We start from the raw sequence: 20320 nt of genomic DNA, 5'->3' as shown, positions 1-20320 counted from the left end.
CTACTTTCCGGTCACTCCGGGGTGGGTAAGTCCACTTTACTGAATCAACTGATTCCGGAAGCCCAGCAGGCCACCAAAGAAATTTCGAAGTTCAGTGCCAAAGGGGTACACACCACCACTTTTGCAGAAATGTTTGAACTGGAAGAAGAAGGATATCTTATCGATACTCCCGGCATCAAAGAATTTGGAATTTTGGACATTGAAGACCAAGAACTTTCCCATTATTTTGTGGAAATGCGCCAATACTTGGGACAGTGCAAATACAACAATTGCCGACACATCAATGAACCGGGCTGCATGGTACTCCAAAAGGTGGAAGAGGGTTACATCCATCCCTATCGCTATGATAGCTATGTGAATATTTTATTCGAAGAAGAAAGCCACAAATAAACCCTAACTAGCCAGCAGGCTTGGGTCCATTTTCCAATTCATTTGCCTTCAGGGCCCATTTCATCAAAGGTCCGCTACTCATACTGGTCACTATGGCCATAACGACCAAAGCTACAAATAGCTTTTCATCAATTAACCCGTTTTCCAAAGCAATCAACCCCAAAATGATCTCCATGGCTCCTCTTGCATTCATTCCAAAACCCACTGCCAAGGATTCTTTGACGTTAAAGCCACCTTTATAAGCTCCAAACCCACTGCCAAATATCTTACCAGCAAAGGATATCACCAAAATGACCAAGGTAAGTAAAAGATCAAAATTCGTAAAGAAATTGATCTTTAAGCCAATGGAAACGAAGAAAAGTGGAGCAAAGATATTGTTGATGAATTGATGCACAATTTCCTTAGCCCTTTCGGACATGTGTTCGGAATCCCCCAAAGCTACCCCCAATAGGAATGCACCGAAAATGGCATGTATACCCAACCATTCTGTGAATGCTGCTGCCAAGAAACAAAATGCCATAGAGAGTGAAAGTACTCCTCCTGGCCATGCCAATTTCTTATTGATCCAAGGAAGCACCCTGTTGATGATCAACTTACCAAGGGTCAACATAAAGAAAGTAAACAACAGGGTAATGCCAATCGTCTGCATCAGAGAAAGACTACTCCCCTTTCCCATAAAAGAGAGGATTACTGAAAAAATCAACCAGCCTATGATATCGTTAACCATGGCAGAGGCCACAATGAGCATTCCCATTTTGGTCTTGAAAAGGTTCATATCCATTAATATACGGACCACCACAGGCAATGCCGTGATGGACATGGCTGTTCCCATAAACAGGGAAAACAATAACCTGTCACCATCCGCTAATCCAAAAAAATCAGGGAAGAAATAAGGAAATACGAATCCCAATAAAAATGGAATGACCAAACCAAGGAGACTGATACTTACTGCTGACTTGCCTTGTGACCAGACCAGATGCAGTTCCACTTCCAATCCTGCGATAAATAACAGCAAAACCACTGCTATCTGTACAAAGCCGTCCAGTGCAAGATTTGCACTTGGATTACTCATAAACAGGTATTCATGGAAATCAGGCATAAAAGTCCCCAAAATGGTAGGACCAAGTAAAATGCCGGCCAACAATTCGCCTACCACTGCAGGCTGCTTGAATTTCTGCGCTATCTCTGCAAAAATTCGGGCAAGCAAAAGCATGGCTGCCAATTGCAGGAACAAATTGACTACATCTTGATGTGATAAATTCTCCATGTAGCCAACTTATTTTTTAACTATCAAAACATTACAGGGAAGATCACTGAGGATGTCTTCAAGGTCATGCGGAAAAAGGCGGTCAAGAAAGCCCAATTTACCCTCATCCCCCACCACCAATAAATCGGCCTTGATATCCTCTGCAAACCTGGCCAATTCCACTGCCCATTTACCACAGGTGATTTTGATATGTACCCTCAAATCCCCTTTATCCAATGTCTTTAAAATCTTTTCCACATAATCCACTTCCTCTGCCACAAGTTTTCTCCTCGTATTACCGATCTCTTCTTCTCCTCCCTCTCCAGCAGCCGCCATCTGCATACCATACATCTTAATTTCATTCACCACATATACTTGCTTGGCTTTGTCTGCCTTGCACCAATTCAGCCCCTGCTGAATCACAAAAGGCGTCTGATCATGTTGCGTGCCGTTGATCACCACTTTATCAAATGGTGTGGGATTCTCTAAGGGTTCTATCAGCATCAGAACCGAACAGGAGGCTTTTCTAATAATCTTTCTTGCTACCGAACCAATATAGTATTTAAAGAATCCTTCTGTTTTAAGGGCTCCTGCTACCAAAAGATCTATTTGATTCTCTTTGGAAAAATGAATGATTTTTCTTGCAGGATTACCGGTTTCCCATACGAGATTGGCATCTTTCTGAAGCCCATGCTTCTCGAGAATAGCTTCCAGGTTATTTTCGAGTTCGGGAACCTTTTCTCCAACATGAATCAGGAACAATTCCGCATCAAAGATTTCTTTCAATCTTTTAGCCTCACAGATCAATGCCTCCATTCTAGGCGAGAAAGCAACAGCCAGTGCAATTCTTTTAAACATAATCATTCATTTTGGATGGCATCAAAATACCAAAAAAATACCAACCTACTGATAAATTTCTCAAGTGTTTTATCAATGGCGATTTTAAGCTTCCACTCATCCAAAAGGAATACCTTTTAAAACGATACAAACCTGCATAACGAAAGAACTTTTAAAGTCCCGTGGATTTTTTGTAAACTGCCGTAAAATAGGCGAAATAACGCTTTTATAAAGGATCATAAACAAAACCTAATATACTTTATGAAGAAAATGTATTTATCGTTGGTTGCAGGGGCAGGAATGCTTTTCTCTGTCCAAACAACCACCTTGGCCCAAGGGGACTATCCTACCCTGAGTCAGGTCACCCAAAGACTACAGGCCATTTCCGGCAGTGGGAGTGCTGCCAAACTCAGCTCACTCACCAAAACGGAGGGAGGAAAAGACATTTGGGTACTCAAAATCGGCAAAGGAGAAATGGACAATAAACCTGCCATTGCTGTAGTCGGTGGTGCAGAAGGTTTCCACGTATTAAGTGTAGAACTTGCAGTCCAGTTTGCAGAAAGATTGGTTAAAGAGCACAGCCAGGTATTGGATAATACCACATTTTATATCTTCCCCAACATGTCTCCAGACGCTTACGAACAATACCATGCCTCCTTAAAATATGAAAGGAGAGGTAATGCAAGCAATGTGGACCATGACAGGGATGGAAGAGTTTCTGAGGATGGCTACGAAGACCTGAACAAGGACGGGCTGATTACCCTGATGCGCGTAGCATCTCCTATGGGAGATTACATGCCCTTGGATACCGATGAGCGGATAATGGTAAAAGCAGACCGTTCCAAAGGAGACAAAGGCGGTTACATGGTTTATCCTGAAAGCAGGGATAATGATAAAGATGGTAAATTTGGAGAAGATCCCGTTGAGGGAATCGCCTTCAACCGCAACCTTACCTATAAATTCCCAATTTTCACCCCCTTGGCAGGTGATTTTGCAGTTTCACAAAAGGAAGGCCGTGCCTTATTGGATTATCTTTTTGAGCAGTGGAATATTTTTGCCTTCGTCACTTTCAGTCCAGCCAATAACTTGTCTTCACCCTTAAAATACAATGCACAAGACGCCAAGAAACGGATTGTTACATCCATGTTGGAGAAAGATGTCGCCATTAACAGCATGGTCTCGGGCATCTACAATAATACCGTCTCCCAGAAAGCTTTTAATCAGACCAATCAGGGTACGGATGGCGACTTCTTCCAATGGGCCTATTTCCATTTTGGAAGATTAAGCTTCGGCACACCGGGATGGTGGGTTCCTGAAGTCAAAGGAGAAGATGGTAAAGCCAATGCCAACGCAGAGGCCAATTTCCTTGCATGGGCAGCGGAACAAGGCATGAATGATGTTTTCGTTCCTTGGACGGGCATCACACATCCCGACTTCCCCGGTCAGACAGTTGAAGTTGGAGGAATCAAACCTTTTGTAATGCATAACCCCCCTTATTCCATGGTCAATGATATTGCCAAGGAACATACAGATTTTATTATCCAATTGGCAGAAATGGCCCCAAAGATGGAATTTCATAATCTGGAAACAGAAAAATTAGGAAATGGGCTGACCAGAATTACGGTAGACTTGTTCAACAACTCTCCTTTGCCCACCCATTCTGAAATGGGTGCAAAGTCCAGATGGCTGAGGAAAGTCCGAGTAGACATCAATAAGGAAGCAAAAGACCTGATTTCCGGAGACAAGATCAAATTGATCGACAAACTGGAGGCTTATGAGAATATCTCCTTGAGCTGGATAGTCAAAGGTCCGGGCTCTGTAGAAATCAAAGCCGGTACAGCACACACAGGTATCGTTACCTTAAATGTGAAACTTTAAAACAATAGGAAGATGAAAATCAAAAACTGGATATATACAGCCGCCCTAGGAGCAGCCATTAGCTTTACGGGCATCAATACGGTTTCTGCCCAAGTGGCTCAGGAAAGGTATTTCCGTGCCATAGGCACACCGCATAACCCAAAAGTACAGGTGTCCTGGAACAGGTACCACACCAATCTGGCCTTAGAAGAAATCATGAAAGATATGGCCAAGCAACATCCTAATTTGGTCCGCCTGGAGAGCATAGGCAAATCTTATCAGGGAAATGATATTTGGGTGCTGACGGTTACTGACTTCAATGCAGGTAAAGCTGAAGATAAACCTGCCATGTGGATCGATGGCAATATACATTCCAATGAAATTCAAGGAACAGAATTTACCCTATATACTGCCTGGTACCTTACAGAGATGTACGGTGATCTGGATTTTATTACCGAATTGCTGAAGGACAAAACCTTTTATATCGCACCGACTATTAATCCGGACGCACACGATTACTTTATCAAAGAAGCCAATACCCAAAACTCTCCGAGGTCAGGAATGATCGTATTGGACAATGATGGGGATGGTTTGGCCGGTGAAGACCCATTCAATGACTTAAATAAAGATGGGCATATCACCATGATGATAAGAAAATCTCCTACAGGAAGATTCATTAAGGACAAAATGGATCCAAGAAAGCTGATTCCTGTGGCAGCTGACCAGCAGGGTGAATATGAAATGCTGGGTTACGAAGGTTACGATGTAGACGGAGATGGTCAGGTCAATGAGGATGGGATTGGGTATTATGACCCCAATAGGGATTGGGCTTGGAACTGGCAACCTGATTACATCCAGAGAGGTGCTTGGAAATATCCTTTTTCTGTACCTGAAAACAGGGCAGTGATGGAGTTTGTAATGAAGCACCCCAATATTGCTGCTGCCCAAAGTTACCATAACTACGGTGGCATGATCCTCAGGGGTCCAGGGGCAGAAGAAGACCTAAACACCTATAATGCCTCGGATGTAAGGGTATATGATGCCATTGCAAAAAAAGGGGAGGAATTTATGCCTGGCTACCGCTATTTGGTCGTGTACAAAGACCTTTACTCAGTCTTTGGTGGACAATTGGACTGGTTCTATGGGGGAAGGGGAATATTTACCTACTCCAATGAGCTGATGACTTCTTACCTTTATTTCCACCAAAATGCCGGAAGAGGCAATCAGGATGAACAAATGAAAGTGGATACCTACCTGACTTTTGGAGATGCCTTCGTCAATTGGGAAGAATACGATCATCCTCAGTATGGAAGAATTGAAATTGGAGGATTCAAAAAGAACTTTGGAAGGTTGCATCCAGGATTTTTAATGGAACAAGATGCGCATAGAAATTCTGCATTTACGATTTTACACGGTTACCATACCCCAAAACTGAGTGTATCTGAAGTGAAGGAGAAAGATTTGGGAGGTGGCTTGAGAGAAATCACCGCCACAGTTTACAATGAAAGACTAATCCCTACCCACTCTTCTCAGGATCTCAAATACAAAATTGAAAGGCCAAACCATATCAGCATATCAGGGGCAAATGTTGTGGCCGGATTTGTTGTGGAAAATGAGGATTTCAACAAACTGAAAGAGCAGAAAGTCAATCCCGAGAAATTAGAAGTAGATAATATACCTGGTATGGGCGCTGTTAAAGTGAGGTGGATTGTCAGCGGAGGCAGAAATTTTAGTATTGATGTAGATTCCGTAAAAGGTGGCAAAGCCAGCTGGAAAAAGTAATATTTTTATTTAAGAATAGTCAGATTAAAGAATATCTCTCCAAGGGATTGGGAACCCTTGGAGAGTTCTTTTAGTATAATACTATCCCACAAAACCTTTTAACTGTTGTAATAACTCCCGCTTAGTCATATAACCACCTTTCCGCCAAAGAATTTTACCCCGCTTAAACAAAATGTAATGTGGAATGGATCTTACGCCAAACTGCAAACTAACCTGGGGATTCCTGTCCACATTTAATTTATAAAGCCTTACCTTTCCGCCCATCTCTCCCACTACTGCTTCCAACACAGGGTTCATGGTCTGACAAGGCGCGCACCAATCTGCATAAAAATCAACCAGTACCGCTTCTTCAGTACTTTTAATTACATCTTTGAATTTTTTCTTGGCCATATAATAGAGACAAGGTTTTGAAAAAAATAGTTCTGAGATAATTATCACAAAAAAAAACCTACCTCTTTCGAGGTAGGCCAGTTTTAAATTTAACCGCACTTAGTTGCTTGGATTGGCTGGAAGTTGAATTCCCAATTTGGCCAAAACCATTTCCGTGAACTTGTCATCATCCCTGGTATACAGCAATATCGGTGAATTGCCGGCTGCCTCAGAGAAAACATGGGTATAATTGTTCTCTGCAGCTACTGAATTGATTGCATTGAACACTTTCTGCTGAACAGGCTCCAATAATTCCTGGAGCTTTCTTTGATAAGCCACTTGAGCATCCTGCTCGGATTTTTGAATTTCCTGCTGCAATCTTCTCAACTCGGACTCTCTTTCGGCCCTGGCGTCTTCTGTCATGGTCGGAGCGGCCTGCTGATAAGATTGTACCCTTCTTTCAAAATCCTGGGCCTTGGTCTGCATGCTGGTCTGCAATTGTGTCTGATAATCTTGGATATCAGCACTGATTTGCTCCATTTCCGGCATCAAATCCATCAGTAATTCTACATTGGTGTAACCAATCTTGATATCAGATTGCGCCTGTGCAACGAACCCTACGCAAAATATCGCAATTGCGGAAAGGATAACTTTAACTTTCATCATTCTCGTTTTTATTTAATATTTAATTTTCCAAACCTAATTCCTGCAATACAAATTCGGAATAATCATGCCTTGGGTCTGTATAAATCATCAGGGGCCCAGAGGCTTTATCGAAAAGCACTGCAAGATTAAATCTTTTACATACTTTGTCAATGGCATCGAATATTTTTGATTGTAAGGGCTGCAATAATTCCGCCTGTTTTTGGTAATACTGCCCATTGATCCCAAATACCCGATTATTGAAAGCAATGGCCTGTCTTTCTTTTTCCTGAATGGCAGCCATTCTTTCCTGGTACATTTCCTCTGTAAGCAGAACTTCCTCCGCTTTGAGATTGGAACGCATCTCTTTTATTTCTTTCTCCAATTTTTGTGCCTCTTTTTTCCATTCATCACTCACACTGACCAATTCATCCTGAACAAGCTTATAATCAGGGTGTTTGTTGAGCAAAAATTCAGAATCTATGTATCCGAATTTCTGAGCTTGAACCTGATGACAAAACAACAAAGTCCAAACTAAGCCCGACAAAAATAGCAATTTAAGTGATCTTTCCATCATTATCTGAATTGCTGACCAATGGTAAAGTGGAATTGAGCACCACTCCTTTGTGTTGATCCCGGAATAGGATCGAATCCGTAACCCCAATCCAAGCCAAGCAGACCAAAAGCGGGCATGAATATCCTCGCACCGAATCCTGCTGATTTCTTCAAGTTGTATGGATTAAACTCCGCATAAGAACCCCAGTTATTCCCTGCTTCAGCAAATCCCAAAAGGAAAATGGTAGCAGAGGGATTTGGGGAAACTAGGAACCTCAACTCCATTACATGCTTATTGTATACAATACCTCCAAAGCCCTCTGTACTGTTTGGGTCAAATCTGGTTTCCCTACCAGGAGTAATGGACTGGTTATCATAACCTCTAAGTCCAATGATTTCCTGTCCCAGGGCAAAGTTATTGAAGTTCATACCATCTCCTCCCAGCACAAATCTTTCCAATGGAATAATACCTATTCTGTTTCCATAAGACCCTAGGAATCCCATATGTGTACGGGCACTCATTACCCATTTGGTCGAGCCAAATACAGGCGTGTAAAAAGATGCATCAAACATCCATTTATGATACTCCAACCATCTGAAGCGCTCTTCATCCGGAGACTCACTGTTGATATTTGGATTCAACGAAGCATAAGGTGGCGTAAATGAAGTAGCCAGTGAAATATTGGACCCTAATCGTGGGTAAATTGGATTGTCAATATTATTCCTCGCGATGGTATTGTTAAACGCCAAACTGTTGGCCCTTCCCGTCGGGAAACTTAAACCGAAACTTGTCCCAAATTCGTTGAACTCGTAAATCTGAAATGTCAAAGATTGGCTGACCATAAAGTAATCATCTGGCCAGGTGACCCGCTTAGAGAGTCCTACCGTAGCACCTGTAATTTTGAAGGAACCAATTTCCCTGTCAAAATTTCCTCCCATAAAATCCAATTGTCTCTGAACAGAGTGGTTAAAACTAACCGATAGGGCATTGGGTTTTTTCCCGCCAAACCATGGCTCTGTCAGGGAAATGCTGTAGTTCTGGAAAGTTCGGCCATTCGCCTGTACCCTTAAAGAAAGCTTTTGTCCATCACCTACAGGAAGTGGCCTCCATTTTTCAAAATTTCCAATATTTTTGATGGAGAAATTATTAAAAACTAACCCTACCGTACCAACAAAACCAAAGAAGCCTCCCCAGCCACCCGACAATTCTATCTGATCATTGGGCCTTTCCTCTAAAATAAAGGTAATATCCACTGTGGCATTTTCGAAATTGGGACGCATATCCGGTTCAATCTTTTCCGGATCAAAATACCCCAATTGGGAAAGCTCACGGATCGTTCTTACAAGCAAACTTCTGTTGAATTTTTGCCCTGGAAGAATCCTGATTTCACGCATAACTACGTGGTCAGAGGTCCGCTCATTACCTTGAATACTTACGGAGTTGACAGTTACCTGAGGACCTTCAAAAATCCTCATCTCTATATCTATGGAATCTGCCTGCACTTTCACCTCTACCGGATCAATTTGGAAAAACAGGTAGCCATCATCCTGGTACAAAGAACTGACATCATCTCCCCGTTGAGGATCATAATTCAATCTTTTTTCCAATCTCTCCTTATTGTAAACATCACCCTTATTGATTCCCAACCTGGATAAAAGCACTTCATCTGGATGCAGGTAATTCCCCACAAAGGATATATTCCTGTAATAATATTTTTGGCCTTCTTCCAAGGAAATATCAAGGTTGATGGTGTTCTCTGCATGTCTATAAGTAGAATCGGCAAGAATCGCCGCATCTCTATATCCTCTGGAATTATAAAAACCAATCAGGCCATCTTTATCTTCCCTGAAATCCTTGGCCACATATTTTGAGGCAGTAAAAATGTTGAGTTTAAAATTTCTACTGAAATAATCTTTGACTTCTTCATCTGAAACCACATTTCTATAAACAATGGCTTCTTTCGCAGACTTAGGGGTGGTGTTGGAGATCCTTGAGGCCAACTCCCTGAAAAAATGCATCCGTGGATGCTCTTTGGTTTTTTTCAACCTCCCTTTAATCCTCCTATCAGCGATCTCCTCATTCCCATAGATGTTGATTTTATTGATTTTAACCTTTGAGCGGGTATCAACATCAAACTTGATTTTGACACTATTGGGCAAAGTAGTGTCTCTTTCCTGTATAACTTTTACTTCTGTATTCAGAAACCCTTTATCCACAAAATACTGGCGGATATTTCTCTGAGAAGTACTTAAAACGTCGTCTCTTACTACCCTTCCTCTAATTTTGATTTTATCCTTAAGCTCACTTTCCTGGGTTTTATTTACTCCTGAGAATTCTACCCTGGAAAACCTTGGTCTTTCTGTCAATTCCAACAAAAGGTATATATCATTATCTTCAATTTTGGTAACCAAAATTTTAACATCACCGATGATACCCTGTCCCCACAGTTTTCGAAGTGCATTGGAAATGGCATCTCCAGGAACGGAAATTTCATCATCAACACGAAGCCCTGCAAGGGAAATAACAGCCACTTCATCTAAAGTAGCAAGGCCAACGGCTTTGATTTCAGCAATCCTGTATTTTTGGGGACTGGAATAATTCAGCTCCAAAATGTCTACAGGTTTACTTGGGGTATATCTGCTCTGACCCAAACGTATTTGCGCCTGGGCTATCCCTACCCAAAAGATCAATAAAAGTATTAAAGTACTCCGTCTCATTCAAGATTTTGATTTAATCTGGGCAGTGGTTTTTCCAAACCTCCTCTCCCTCCTTTGGTAATCCAATATGGCCTCCAATAAATGTTCTCTCCTGAAATCCGGCCACAACAACTCCGTAAAATAGAGCTCTGTGTAGGCCATTTGCCATAAGAGAAAATTACTGATCCTTAACTCCCCACTTGTCCTGATCAATAATTCAGGATCAGGCACTCCCTTAGTATTCATATGATCAGCAATCAACTGCTGATCAATAGCATCCAAACCAATTTGGCCTTCGACTACTTTTTTGACAATTTCTTTTAGGGCATTTTCAATTTCCCATCTCCCACTGTAACTCAAGGCCAAAAATACAGTCAAGCCTGTATTTTGACCTGTAATATTTTTTGCCTCCTTCAGTTTGGCCTGAGCCGAAGCCGGAAGGCTTGCCGTATCACCTATAGAAGATAGCTGTATATTATTCTTCATCATAGTAGGCACCTCATCTGTAATAGAATTGATGAGAATTTCCATCAAGGCATTGATCTCCTCTTGAGGTCTCGACCAATTCTCCGTAGAAAAAGCATATAAAGTGAGGTATTTTACTCCGATCTCTGCACAGACTTCGATGGATTCCCTTACGGCAGTCAAAGCATTCCTATGCCCAAAAATCCGCATGGCTCCTTTCTTCTGGGCCCAACGCCCGTTGCCGTCCATGATAATCGCAATATGCTGGGGGATGTTATTCCTGTCTAATAATTCCTTCATTCCGTGTACAAAGAAACGCGTTCTTTTTTGGAGGTACAAAAATGCTATTTCTTTTTCAATATTCTAACCTAATGCTCAATTAATTATAGGTATAGCACCTAATGGTGTTGAAGGAATAACTGATTGTCAGGCCCAAAAAGTAATACCAATCCCTGTCTGAATAATTTCCCCTGCTGATCCGCACTGGCGGTCCATTACCCAAAGGGTCATTGAGAACCGGGTTGACTGGAAGGTTTCCATCTACTTTATCCAGTAAATCTGTAAAAGTTGCCCGAAACCCCAATTCAGCTGCCAACATCCACTTGCTGGTGAGCTTGTATTTGATGCCTATCCCAAATGGAATCACAGGAGTCCCTAGGTTATAACTTCCCGCGTCCTGATCCGCAAAATAACTTTGCCCCGATCCTGTAAAAAAGGAGTAACCCAATCCGAAGAACCCATATGGAGAATACCTGTAAACAGATTGCGGATGCAGAAAGTCTATAAAATGGTATTCCATTACCGCGGATAGCTCGAACAGACTTCCTTGAAAGTAAGCGTCCCTATTGATGGATGGTAAGTCTATTTGCGAAATGCTGTCCGCTGCAGAAAGCCTTCCAAAAGAAAGACCTCCACGCAATGACCATACATTGTCAAAATTTCGTCTGCCAAATAACGTCCCTTGAATACCAACATTCCCCTGATCCAATCTCCTTACCAAATCACCACTGTAAGTTGCGATTCCCAAACCCCCGCCAAGCTCATAGCTTTGGGCATTGGATGTAAGTGGAAGCATGGTTGCCAACAGCAACAATACCCCGAGCTTTTTGATCAGATGGTTGACTTTATCCAAGACGATGCAATTTATGAAGTACACAACGATATAAAAACCCTGTTTGGTATTTCAGGGGTTAATTTTTGTTAAGAAACATTAGGCCTTTCTCCTCCAATAAGGCACTGTAAATAGGGTAATTGACATTCTTGATTCAATTTCTCATATCAAATCCCCAATTGAGTTTCTGTCTGAGGGTGTCAAAATAGTTATATCCCAAAAACTTAACAAGTCTGGCAGAAAAATCTGCCTTTTTAAGTTTCAGCTCCACAGAAGCATCTATGGCTGTAGATCTGGAATCCAAAGAGATCAAAAACTTTTCTGATCTACCTTCAATTTTGAAACTGATAACAGATTCATCTGGAACCACAATGGGTCTCACGTTGAGGTTATGGGGGCTAACAGGGGTGATGACAAAGTTCCTGGCTCCCGGTGTAATCAACGGTCCTCCACAACTCAGGGAATAACCGGTGGAACCGGTAGGTGTGGCCACAATAAGCCCGTCTGCCCAATAACTGTTCAAATACTGCCCATCTATATAGGTGTGGACTATGATCATGGAAGATGTGTCTCTTTTATGGATCGTAAATTCGTTCAGACCAAAATTCATTCCATTGAAAACAGGTCTTGAAGCTTCCAAAGTGACCAATGAACGGGATTCAAGCGCAAATTCACCTTCTACCAGATTACGAATGGCATTTTGTATATTTTCCTTGGCTACTGTAGCCAAAAAACCCATTCTTCCTGTATTGATTCCTACGATCGGCGTCTGTTGTCTGCCAACCTGAATAACAGTGTCCAATAAAGTACCATCGCCTCCTACTGACAATACAAAATCCATCTCTCCCATTCCCATTTCAGGGCCTAGAATTTCAAAAGACCTGGCAGGAACCTGCAATTTTTTGATGGATTTGGTGAAATTTTCCGTAAAAAATGTACGGATGCCATGACTGCTTAATATTCCTATCAATTGTTCGATATATGGAAGAAACTCCTTTTGTAGGTTTATTCCATGAAGGACAATGTTCATTATTGGCAAATTAAATGTTCAAGAAGCGCAATAGGTTATCGATTCGATCCTGTTCTTCACTGCCGTTATTTTCTTCCTGATAATGGTCTAAAATTTTGAAACCAAACCTTTCTAAGGTTGCCTTGATATGACGCAACTCGGTTTTGTCCAACTTAAGGGTGAGTTTGATCTTGCTGTCGTCCAAGGGATCATTTGAAATAAAACTGCTGAGGATTTTGGCATTTTCTGACTCAATTATCCTGGCTATCTCAAACAAACTGTAATCTGTCATGAACATGGACAATACCACTACTGCACCATGTGATTGTATGGATAAAGTATCTGCAAAGGCACCAATGGCATCCTCCATTGTAATCACACCCAGGTATTTCTTATCCCTGTCCACTACTGCTACCATATTGATATTGTATTCGGAAGAGACCTTGATCACATCATAAATGTGTTTGTCCATATAGACAAGACAGAAAGGAGAAAGCAATTCCAATTTGGACACCTTGGATTCAGGACTGTTTTTGGTGTAGATCAAGTCATCACTGACAAAACCTTTAAATTCTCCCTTTTCCACAACAGGCAGAATATTGGTACGGATCTCCTCCATCCATGACAAAGCCATTTTGGTCTTATCACTTGGTTTTAAGGGAGGTATCAAATTATTGATGAATTCGTAAGCCTGCATGGACTAAAGATATTTAAATTGTTTTGAAATATAAAACGGCTTGGATAAGTATCTGGTTCAAATAAAATATTTCAGGACAATTTGTGCCAGAGATAGGGCAGCTAAAAAGGATATCCCTTATTTTTAAATTCGCAAAATTCAGGAGTTAGTATGTATATCGTTTTTGACACCGAAACCACAGGATTACCCCGCAACTATAATGCCCCAATGGAGGATCTGGACAACTGGCCACGCTTGGTCCAATTGGCCTGGCAACTTCATGATGCCAAGGGAAATCTGATTTCAAACAACAATTACATAGTCAAACCTGAAGGCTTTACCATTCCTTACAACGCCGAAAAGGTACATGGTATTTCCACAGAAAGAGCCACCAAGGAAGGACATGATCTCGCCAAAGTACTGGCTGTTTTCCATGAGGATGTGGTCAAAGCCAGATACCTGGTGGGGCATAATATTGGTTTTGATATCAATGTAGTAGGTGCTGAATTTCTTAGGAAGCAGATTGCCATGCAGCTCAAGGAAATGAAGGAATTGGATACCAAGGACCTGGCAACAGAGTTTTGCGCCATACCTGGTGGAAAAGGCGGCAAATTCAAATGGCCTACGCTGACCGAACTCCATCATAAACTCTTTGGTAATGGCTTTGCTGATGCCCATGATGCCGCTTATGACGTTGATGCTACTGCAAAATGTTTTTTTGGACTTATCGCACAACAAGTCATCCAAACGGAGGCGGGAATACCCTATAATGAAGTGGTTTACCAAGCTCCAAAGCTGGACGAGGCCAACTTTACTGCTGCCAAGGACGATACCAAGGCAGCCGCCAAAGAAATCCTCAAAGCAGCAGGAACAGCCGATATTTCGGATTTGGTTGACATTCCCTTCTCCCATTTGCATGTGCATACGCAATATTCTGTACTCCAGGCAACCTCAGAAATACCTTCCCTGATCAATCTGGCCAAAGAGTTGAACATGCCGGCCATTGCCATGACAGATCATGGAAATATGATGGGAGCCTTTCATTTTGTAAGGGCAGCGCTGGCTGCCGAAATCAAACCCATTATTGGCTGTGAGTTCAATTTATCAAGAGACAGGAACAACAAATCTACCAAGGATGATGGCTTTCAAACAGTCTTATTGGCCAAAAACAAGAAAGGCTATCATAACCTGGCCAAACTTGCCTCTTATGCGAATATTCAGGGTTATTATTACCTCCCGAGGATTGACAAGGAATTACTATTACAATATAAAGGCGACCTGATCGCCACCACAGGTGGTCTATGGGGTGAAATTCCCTACCTTATTCTCAACGTAGGAGATACCCAGGCTGAAGAAGCTTTCATTTGGTGGAAAGAGCAGTTTGGGGACGATTTCTATGTAGAACTCAACCGACATGGAATCCCAGAGGAGGAAAAGGTGAATGAGGTCTTGCTGGCATTGGCCAGGAAGTATGACGTTAAATATTTTGCGGCCAATAACAGCTACTACAATCAAAAGGTTGATGCCAAAGCCCATGATATTCTCTTATGTGTAAAGGATGGAGAATTAGTAGAAAAACCAAAAAAATACGTTGGTAAAAGGGGAAGGGAATACCGGTATGGCTTCCCCAATGATGAATTTTATCTAAAGAGTCCTGAGGAAATGAAAAAGCTTTTTGCTGACCTACCTGAGGCCATTGCTTGCACCAACGAAATCGTAGAAAAAATTGAAACATACAAACTGCAAAGGGATGTACTGCTTCCAAAATTTGACATTCCGGATGAATTCAAAGATCCACAAGATGATATCGATGGGGGAAAAAGGGGAGAAAATGCTTACTTAAGGCATTTGACCTATGAGGGTGCAAAAAAGCGCTACCCTGAAATTACTGATGAAATCAGGGAAAGATTGGATTTCGAACTGGAAACCATAGAGAGAACCGGGTATCCAGGATACTTCCTTATCGTTCAGGATTTTACAGGAGCTGCCCGCAAAATGGGCGTTTCCGTTGGGCCTGGAAGGGGTTCTGCGGCAGGCTCAGCTGTAGCCTATTGCATTGCTATCACCAATGTAGATCCCATCGCTTATGACCTCCTTTTTGAGAGATTCCTTAACCCGGACAGGGTCTCTCTACCAGATATAGATATTGATTTTGATGACGAAGGAAGACAGAAGGTTATAGACTATGTTATCAAAAAATATGGTTCCAATCAAGTCGCCCAGATCATTACCTATGGTACAATGGCGGCTAAATCTGCCATAAGGGATACAGCAAGGGTACTTAACCTTCCCCTTTCAGAGGCTGATCGCCTTGCCAAACTTGTTCCGGACATCAAACTCAAAGCGCTTTTTGCCCTTTCTAAAGACAGAGCAAAATTATCGGATAAATTAAAAGGCAACGGAGAGGATCTTTCCAAAGCAGAGGAGCTTATAAGGATTTCCAAGGGCCATGATGAACTCTCCAAAACCATTAACCAAGCAAAGATCTTAGAAGGTTCGGTCAGAAATACCGGAATCCATGCCTGCGGGGTCATCATTACTCCAGATGATATCACCAATTTTGTTCCTGTCGCCCTGGCAAAAGACTCAGATATGGTCTGCACCCAGTTTGACAATGCCGTGGTGGAAAGTGCAGGGCTGCTCAAAATGGACTTTCTTGGCTTAAAGACACTGACACTGATCAAAGATGCGGTGAAGATCGTAAAAGAAAGGCATGGCATTGAACTGGACCCGGACAATTTCCCAATAGATGATATAAAAACCTATGAGCTGTTTCAAAGAGGGGAAACCATCGGTATCTTCCAATACGAATCTGCCGGGATGCAAAAATACATGCGGGAACTAAAACCTACCGTTTTTGCAGATTTGATTGCAATGAATGCCCTTTATAGACCAGGACCTTTAGAGTATATTCCCTCCTTTATCAAAAGGAAACATGGATTGGAGCCCATTAGCTATGATCTCGATGACATGCAGGAGTACCTCGAGGAAACTTATGGGATTACAGTTTACCAAGAGCAGGTCATGTTACTTTCCCAGAAACTGGCTGGCTTTACCAAAGGTGAAGCGGATGTTTTGCGGAAGGCGATGGGCAAAAAGCAGAAAGATGTTTTGGATAAAATGAAACCGAAATTCATCGAACAGGCTTCTTCTAAAGGACATGATGCCAAAAAACTGGAAAAAATCTGGAAAGACTGGGAAGCTTTTGCATCCTATGCCTTTAACAAATCCCATTCTACCTGCTACGCTTGGATAGCCTATCAGACAGCTTACCTCAAAGCCCATTATCCTGCCGAATACATGGCTTCTGTGCTGAGTAACAACATGAACGATATCAGCCAGGTTACTTTTTTCATGGAAGAATGTAAGCGCATGGGAATTTCCGTTTTGGGACCTGATGTCAATGAATCGAAAAATGGTTTTACAGTTAACCCGGAAGGACAGGTCCGATTTGGTATGGCAGCAATCAAAGGTGTAGGAGGGGCAGCAGTCGATGCAATAGTAGAAGAAAGAGAAAAAAATGGCAAATACACCAACATCTTTGATTTCTGTAAAAGGGTAAACTCCCGGGCACTGAACAAGAAATCCATGGAATCTTTGGCCATGGCGGGAAGTTTTGACTGTTTCCCTCAACACCATAGAAGACAGTATCTAGAAGCACCGGACGGGGAAGTAAGCTTGATAGAGAAAGCAGTGAAATATGCCCAAAAAGTACAGCAAGAGGCAGACAGTGCCCAAGTCAGCCTTTTTGGGGGAGGATCCGGTATGGAAGTACCCATGCCATCGGTCCAAAGCATGGAACCATTCAGTCAATTACAGCAATTAAACATTGAAAAAGAAGTTGTAGGACTATACATTTCAGGTCATCCTTTGGACCAATTCAGAATTGAAATGGATGCCTTTACCAATACCCCCCTGACCGCTTTCAATGACATTGAAAATCTTAGAAAAAAGGGAGACATAAAAGCTGCAGGAATGGTTACCAGTTTTGCCCACAGAACGACCAAAACAGGTAAACCATTTGGTACCCTAAGCATGGAAGACTACCATGGGGGCCATACTTTCTTCATCTTTGGAGAAGATTACATCAAGTACAAAGAATACTTTATGACCGGCTGGTTTATCTACCTTACCGGATCAGTCCACCCAAACAAATGGAGGGAAAATGAGTTTGAATTCAAAATCAACAACATGATGTTGTTGAGTGAAGTCAGGGGAAAGATGATCAAAGGACTCCGTGTCAATATAGACCTGGATGATCTCAGTCTGGAATTGATGGAGAAATTGGAAGGAATCACTCAAAAATATAAGGGAGATGCCAAGTTGTATATCAATGTTCTAGACAACAAAGAAAATATCACATTGGACCTTATGTCTAAAAAATACACCGTAGATCCTTCTAATGAAATGATCAAAGACTTGGGACAGATACCCGAAGTAGTATATCAAATCATCTGATGGTGTATTATTTATCCTTGGTTGGAACTATTTAGAAGGAATTTTAATTGGATAATTAGATTTTAAAATTAAGCTTAAACAAAAATAAATTATACAATGGCAAAAGCAATTGAAATTACTGACGCAAACTTTGAGGAGATATTGAAGTCAGATAAACCTGTATTGGTTGATTTTTGGGCAGAATGGTGTGGTCCCTGTAAAATGATCGGACCCATCGTTGAAGAACTGGCCGGTGATTATGAGGGAAAAGCAGTAATCGGAAAAGTTGATGTGGATTCTAATCCAGCAGTAGCCTCTGCTTTTGGAATCAGAAGCATTCCTACATTAATGTTTTTTAAAGGTGGAGAAATGGTAGACAAACAGGTAGGTGCGGTACCAAAGGCAGTACTTGCTCAGAAATTGGACGCAGTGCTCTAAGAGAAAGTCAATAAGTATCAAATCCCCGAAGCCTGCTTCGGGGATTTTTATTTTATAAAACCTTAACTTTTATACTTCGGTAATAAATCACGCTCTCAGGGTCGTGGGCCTGAATGGCAAAAGTACCCTTATCTATCCTTTTTTCTCCGGCATTTTCCGGTCTGTTTCCATCCTCTGATTCAATATACTCCATTACTGTTTTTCCATCCAACTTAACTGTCACATGATCTCCTTTAACGATGATATGTGTAGTATACCAATCCCCGTCTTTGACATAGGTTTCACGGACATCATTGAAGGAATAGAGGCTTCCTGATCTTCTCCAGTCACCATGGCTTTGATTCACTTGGACTTCATAACCTTTATCAGGCCATCCATCTTCCTGATAAGCGGTATGGAAAAAAATTCCTGAATTGGCTTTTGGCATGGTCTTCAATTCCACCATCAGCTCAAAATCCTTAAACTCTCCATCATTTACCTCTCCCACATAAAAGGCATGGGCTCTGGGTCCATCTATTTTGATGATCCCATCTTCTACTTTAAATGAATCTGGATTTTCCCCGATTTTCCAACCTTCCAGGTCTTTGCCGTTGAATAAGGAAATCCATCCATCCTGTGCATTTATACCAAAAGATATAGTGACGAGGAAAATAAGTACTAGTAGTCTTTTCATATTAGGTTTTTTTAAGTTTGATTTTAACGGACTTTGAGATTTTTCCAATGACTCATTCCTTCCCTAATTGGGAAACACCACCGGAAACGATGAATTTCATGATATCTGCGCTCTTGATGTTTTTCAATATTCTAACATTTTCTCTTGGGACCAAAAAAAGATTTCCCGAGAAATTATAACTATGGGGGAAATAAATGGCCACCAAATCTTCTTCTTCCAAGACACTTAGATTATCTTGGGTAATAAAGCCCAATCTGGACATATTTTCCGATAATTTGACAATTACAGGAATATTAAACTTTTTCTTATCCCCTACAAAGGCAGACATCAGATCTTTAATACTGGTGTAGAGAATATTGACCAATGGAATTTTAAATACCCACCGTTCAAACTCCTCAAATAACGGCCTTGTGATGAACATACCCGCCAAATACCCTACAAGGGTGATAAATCCCAACATGATGAGAATCCCAAGACCCGGCACAGAAATAGGAACAATACCATCCAAAAATTGAATGAAAAGTATAATGACATATATGGTCAGGGCAATTGGGACCACAAAAAGTAGTCCTCTGAAGAAATAACGTAGAATCCTTTTATACGCAAAAGCCATTATCAAATATTAATTTTGAATAAATTTACAAAAGTAGGTCCAGTAAAAGAAACCAATGGCCAGGAATAAAAAAACGGCCAATGAAAAACTTCATTAGCCGCTTCCCCTTTTGTAAAATACTTCAACAAACACTAAAAAACGCTTTACTACTCTTCAAAAGGTTCCTTATGGATGCTCAATTTAGGGCTAAAGAAAATACAAAAAAATACCCTGTACAGGGTATTTTTTCTGTTTTTAACCCTGCCCTAATTCGAATCAATGATATCTTGGGAAATCAACTTATAAAGTTCTGCCACTTGCTCGTTATAATTCAAAAACTGGTAATGCGCTTCCAAGGTAGTGAAGTCAGCCCTCAGGGCAGGTCCTGTTTGGGCCCTTTTGGCACCCAATTCCAAGCTTTTGCTAATGGTTTCAATGATCAAAGGCTTGAGCATTTCGTAATCAAGGCCTTTTCTGTTCATAATTTCTTCTGCCAACCGCAACATATGATTGGAAAAATTACTGGCAAAAACAGCCGCAATGT

18 protein-coding genes are annotated in these 20320 nt (G+C 41.5%); 5 read left to right on the top strand and 13 right to left on the bottom strand.

The features are described 5' to 3' along the window. A partial coding sequence (gene rsgA, locus QZT73_RS11860; RefSeq protein ID WP_291788326.1) for a ribosome small subunit-dependent GTPase A occupies positions 1–390 on the top strand: 390 nt, incomplete at its 5' end. Between the two features lie 7 nt (positions 391–397). Here rsgA and QZT73_RS11855 read toward each other — a convergent pair. Further along, positions 398–1657, bottom strand: a complete 1260-nt coding sequence (locus QZT73_RS11855; RefSeq protein WP_291780935.1) for a cation:proton antiporter — start codon at positions 1655–1657, stop codon at positions 398–400. A gap of 9 nt (positions 1658–1666) precedes the next feature. Beyond that, positions 1667–2494: a universal stress protein gene (locus QZT73_RS11850; RefSeq protein ID WP_291780932.1), complete on the bottom strand. Its 828-nt coding sequence runs from the start codon at positions 2492–2494 to the stop codon at positions 1667–1669. 240 nt (positions 2495–2734) lie between these two features. On the opposite strand from QZT73_RS11850, the gene QZT73_RS11845 reads away from it, so the two are divergent. Together QZT73_RS11845 and QZT73_RS11840 are read left to right on the top strand one after the other, a co-directional pair. Beyond that, positions 2735–4351 carry a M14 family metallopeptidase gene (locus QZT73_RS11845; RefSeq protein ID WP_291788324.1) on the top strand — a complete coding sequence of 539 codons (1617 nt, stop codon included), beginning with the start codon at positions 2735–2737 and terminating at the stop codon, positions 4349–4351. A 12-nt stretch (positions 4352–4363) separates the two neighbouring features. Continuing rightward, a complete protein-coding gene (locus QZT73_RS11840; protein ID WP_291780925.1) occupies positions 4364–6112 on the top strand; it encodes a M14 family metallopeptidase in 1749 nt (582 codons plus the stop codon). A gap of 81 nt (positions 6113–6193) precedes the next feature. On the opposite strand, the gene trxA (QZT73_RS11835) is transcribed toward QZT73_RS11840, so the two are convergent. From trxA (QZT73_RS11835) to QZT73_RS11800, 8 genes are all read right to left on the bottom strand, one after another. Continuing rightward, entirely contained in the window at positions 6194–6502 is a 309-nt protein-coding gene (gene trxA / locus QZT73_RS11835; protein ID WP_291780922.1) for a thioredoxin, read from the bottom strand. A 99-nt stretch (positions 6503–6601) separates the two neighbouring features. Further along, a complete protein-coding gene (locus QZT73_RS11830) occupies positions 6602–7147 on the bottom strand; it encodes an OmpH family outer membrane protein (protein ID WP_291780920.1) in 546 nt (181 codons plus the stop codon). A gap of 19 nt (positions 7148–7166) precedes the next feature. After that, positions 7167–7700: an OmpH family outer membrane protein gene (locus QZT73_RS11825; protein ID WP_291780919.1), complete on the bottom strand. Its 534-nt coding sequence runs from the start codon at positions 7698–7700 to the stop codon at positions 7167–7169. Beyond that, positions 7700–10396: a POTRA domain-containing protein gene (locus tag QZT73_RS11820; RefSeq protein WP_291788322.1), complete on the bottom strand. Its 2697-nt coding sequence runs from the start codon at positions 10394–10396 to the stop codon at positions 7700–7702. Before QZT73_RS11820 ends, QZT73_RS11825 begins: the two co-directional genes overlap by 1 nt. After that, positions 10397–11140, bottom strand: coding sequence for an isoprenyl transferase (locus tag QZT73_RS11815; protein WP_291780914.1), 744 nt, complete (start codon positions 11138–11140; stop codon positions 10397–10399). It lies immediately after the preceding gene. A gap of 79 nt (positions 11141–11219) precedes the next feature. Then, the gene (locus tag QZT73_RS11810) at positions 11220–11972 is read right to left on the bottom strand and encodes a DUF6089 family protein (protein ID WP_291788321.1); all 753 of its coding nucleotides are present in this window, start codon (positions 11970–11972) and stop codon (positions 11220–11222) included. Positions 11973–12105: 133 nt separating this feature from the next. Then, a complete protein-coding gene (locus QZT73_RS11805; RefSeq protein WP_291788319.1) occupies positions 12106–12981 on the bottom strand; it encodes an NAD kinase in 876 nt (291 codons plus the stop codon). Positions 12982–12991: 10 nt separating this feature from the next. Continuing rightward, positions 12992–13657 (bottom strand): CBS domain-containing protein, encoded by a 666-nt coding sequence (locus QZT73_RS11800; protein ID WP_291780905.1) that lies wholly within the window; start codon positions 13655–13657, stop codon positions 12992–12994. A gap of 150 nt (positions 13658–13807) precedes the next feature. Here QZT73_RS11800 and dnaE point away from each other — a divergent pair, with 150 nt between their 5' ends. Next, complete coding sequence (gene dnaE, locus QZT73_RS11795) at positions 13808–18094, top strand: DNA polymerase III subunit alpha (RefSeq protein WP_291780903.1); 4287 nt, start codon at positions 13808–13810, stop codon at positions 18092–18094. A 96-nt stretch (positions 18095–18190) separates the two neighbouring features. Continuing rightward, on the top strand, positions 18191–18511 hold the full coding sequence (gene trxA, locus QZT73_RS11790; protein ID WP_291780901.1) for a thioredoxin: 321 nt from the start codon (positions 18191–18193) through the stop codon (positions 18509–18511). 52 nt (positions 18512–18563) lie between these two features. On the opposite strand, the gene QZT73_RS11785 is transcribed toward trxA (QZT73_RS11790), so the two are convergent. The 3 genes from QZT73_RS11785 to QZT73_RS11775 all read right to left on the bottom strand — a co-directional run. After that, a complete protein-coding gene (locus QZT73_RS11785; protein ID WP_291780899.1) occupies positions 18564–19184 on the bottom strand; it encodes a DUF1080 domain-containing protein in 621 nt (206 codons plus the stop codon). 52 nt (positions 19185–19236) lie between these two features. Beyond that, a complete protein-coding gene (locus QZT73_RS11780; protein WP_291780897.1) occupies positions 19237–19797 on the bottom strand; it encodes a DUF502 domain-containing protein in 561 nt (186 codons plus the stop codon). Between the two features lie 245 nt (positions 19798–20042). Further along, on the bottom strand, positions 20043–20320 hold a 278-nt coding region (locus tag QZT73_RS11775; protein ID WP_291788316.1), incomplete at its 5' end, for a DUF2520 domain-containing protein.

It is taken from the genome of Cecembia sp., from assembly GCF_007126775.1.
Taxonomy (GTDB): Bacteria; Bacteroidota; Bacteroidia; order Cytophagales; family Cyclobacteriaceae; genus Cecembia.
The sequence above is the reverse complement of the archived record's forward strand: the minus strand, read 5'-3'. Positions and strand labels throughout refer to the sequence as shown.

Coding starts and splice junctions, on each gene's coding strand:
- QZT73_RS11845 (WP_291788324.1), top strand. CDS start 2,735: ATGAAGAAAATGTATTTATCGTTGGTTGCAGGGGCAGGAATGCTTTTC.
- trxA (WP_291780901.1), top strand. CDS start 18,191: ATGGCAAAAGCAATTGAAATTACTGACGCAAACTTTGAGGAGATATTG.
- dnaE (WP_291780903.1), top strand. CDS start 13,808: ATGTATATCGTTTTTGACACCGAAACCACAGGATTACCCCGCAACTAT.
- QZT73_RS11830 (WP_291780920.1), bottom strand. CDS start 7,147: ATGATGAAAGTTAAAGTTATCCTTTCCGCAATTGCGATATTTTGCGTA.
- QZT73_RS11840 (WP_291780925.1), top strand. CDS start 4,364: ATGAAAATCAAAAACTGGATATATACAGCCGCCCTAGGAGCAGCCATT.
- QZT73_RS11780 (WP_291780897.1), bottom strand. CDS start 19,797: ATGGCTTTTGCGTATAAAAGGATTCTACGTTATTTCTTCAGAGGACTA.
- QZT73_RS11855 (WP_291780935.1), bottom strand. CDS start 1,657: ATGGAGAATTTATCACATCAAGATGTAGTCAATTTGTTCCTGCAATTG.
- QZT73_RS11820 (WP_291788322.1), bottom strand. CDS start 10,396: ATGAGACGGAGTACTTTAATACTTTTATTGATCTTTTGGGTAGGGATA.
- QZT73_RS11805 (WP_291788319.1), bottom strand. CDS start 12,981: ATGAACATTGTCCTTCATGGAATAAACCTACAAAAGGAGTTTCTTCCA.
- QZT73_RS11785 (WP_291780899.1), bottom strand. CDS start 19,184: ATGAAAAGACTACTAGTACTTATTTTCCTCGTCACTATATCTTTTGGT.
- trxA (WP_291780922.1), bottom strand. CDS start 6,502: ATGGCCAAGAAAAAATTCAAAGATGTAATTAAAAGTACTGAAGAAGCG.
- QZT73_RS11825 (WP_291780919.1), bottom strand. CDS start 7,700: ATGATGGAAAGATCACTTAAATTGCTATTTTTGTCGGGCTTAGTTTGG.
- QZT73_RS11850 (WP_291780932.1), bottom strand. CDS start 2,494: ATGTTTAAAAGAATTGCACTGGCTGTTGCTTTCTCGCCTAGAATGGAG.
- QZT73_RS11815 (WP_291780914.1), bottom strand. CDS start 11,140: ATGAAGGAATTATTAGACAGGAATAACATCCCCCAGCATATTGCGATT.
- QZT73_RS11800 (WP_291780905.1), bottom strand. CDS start 13,657: ATGCAGGCTTACGAATTCATCAATAATTTGATACCTCCCTTAAAACCA.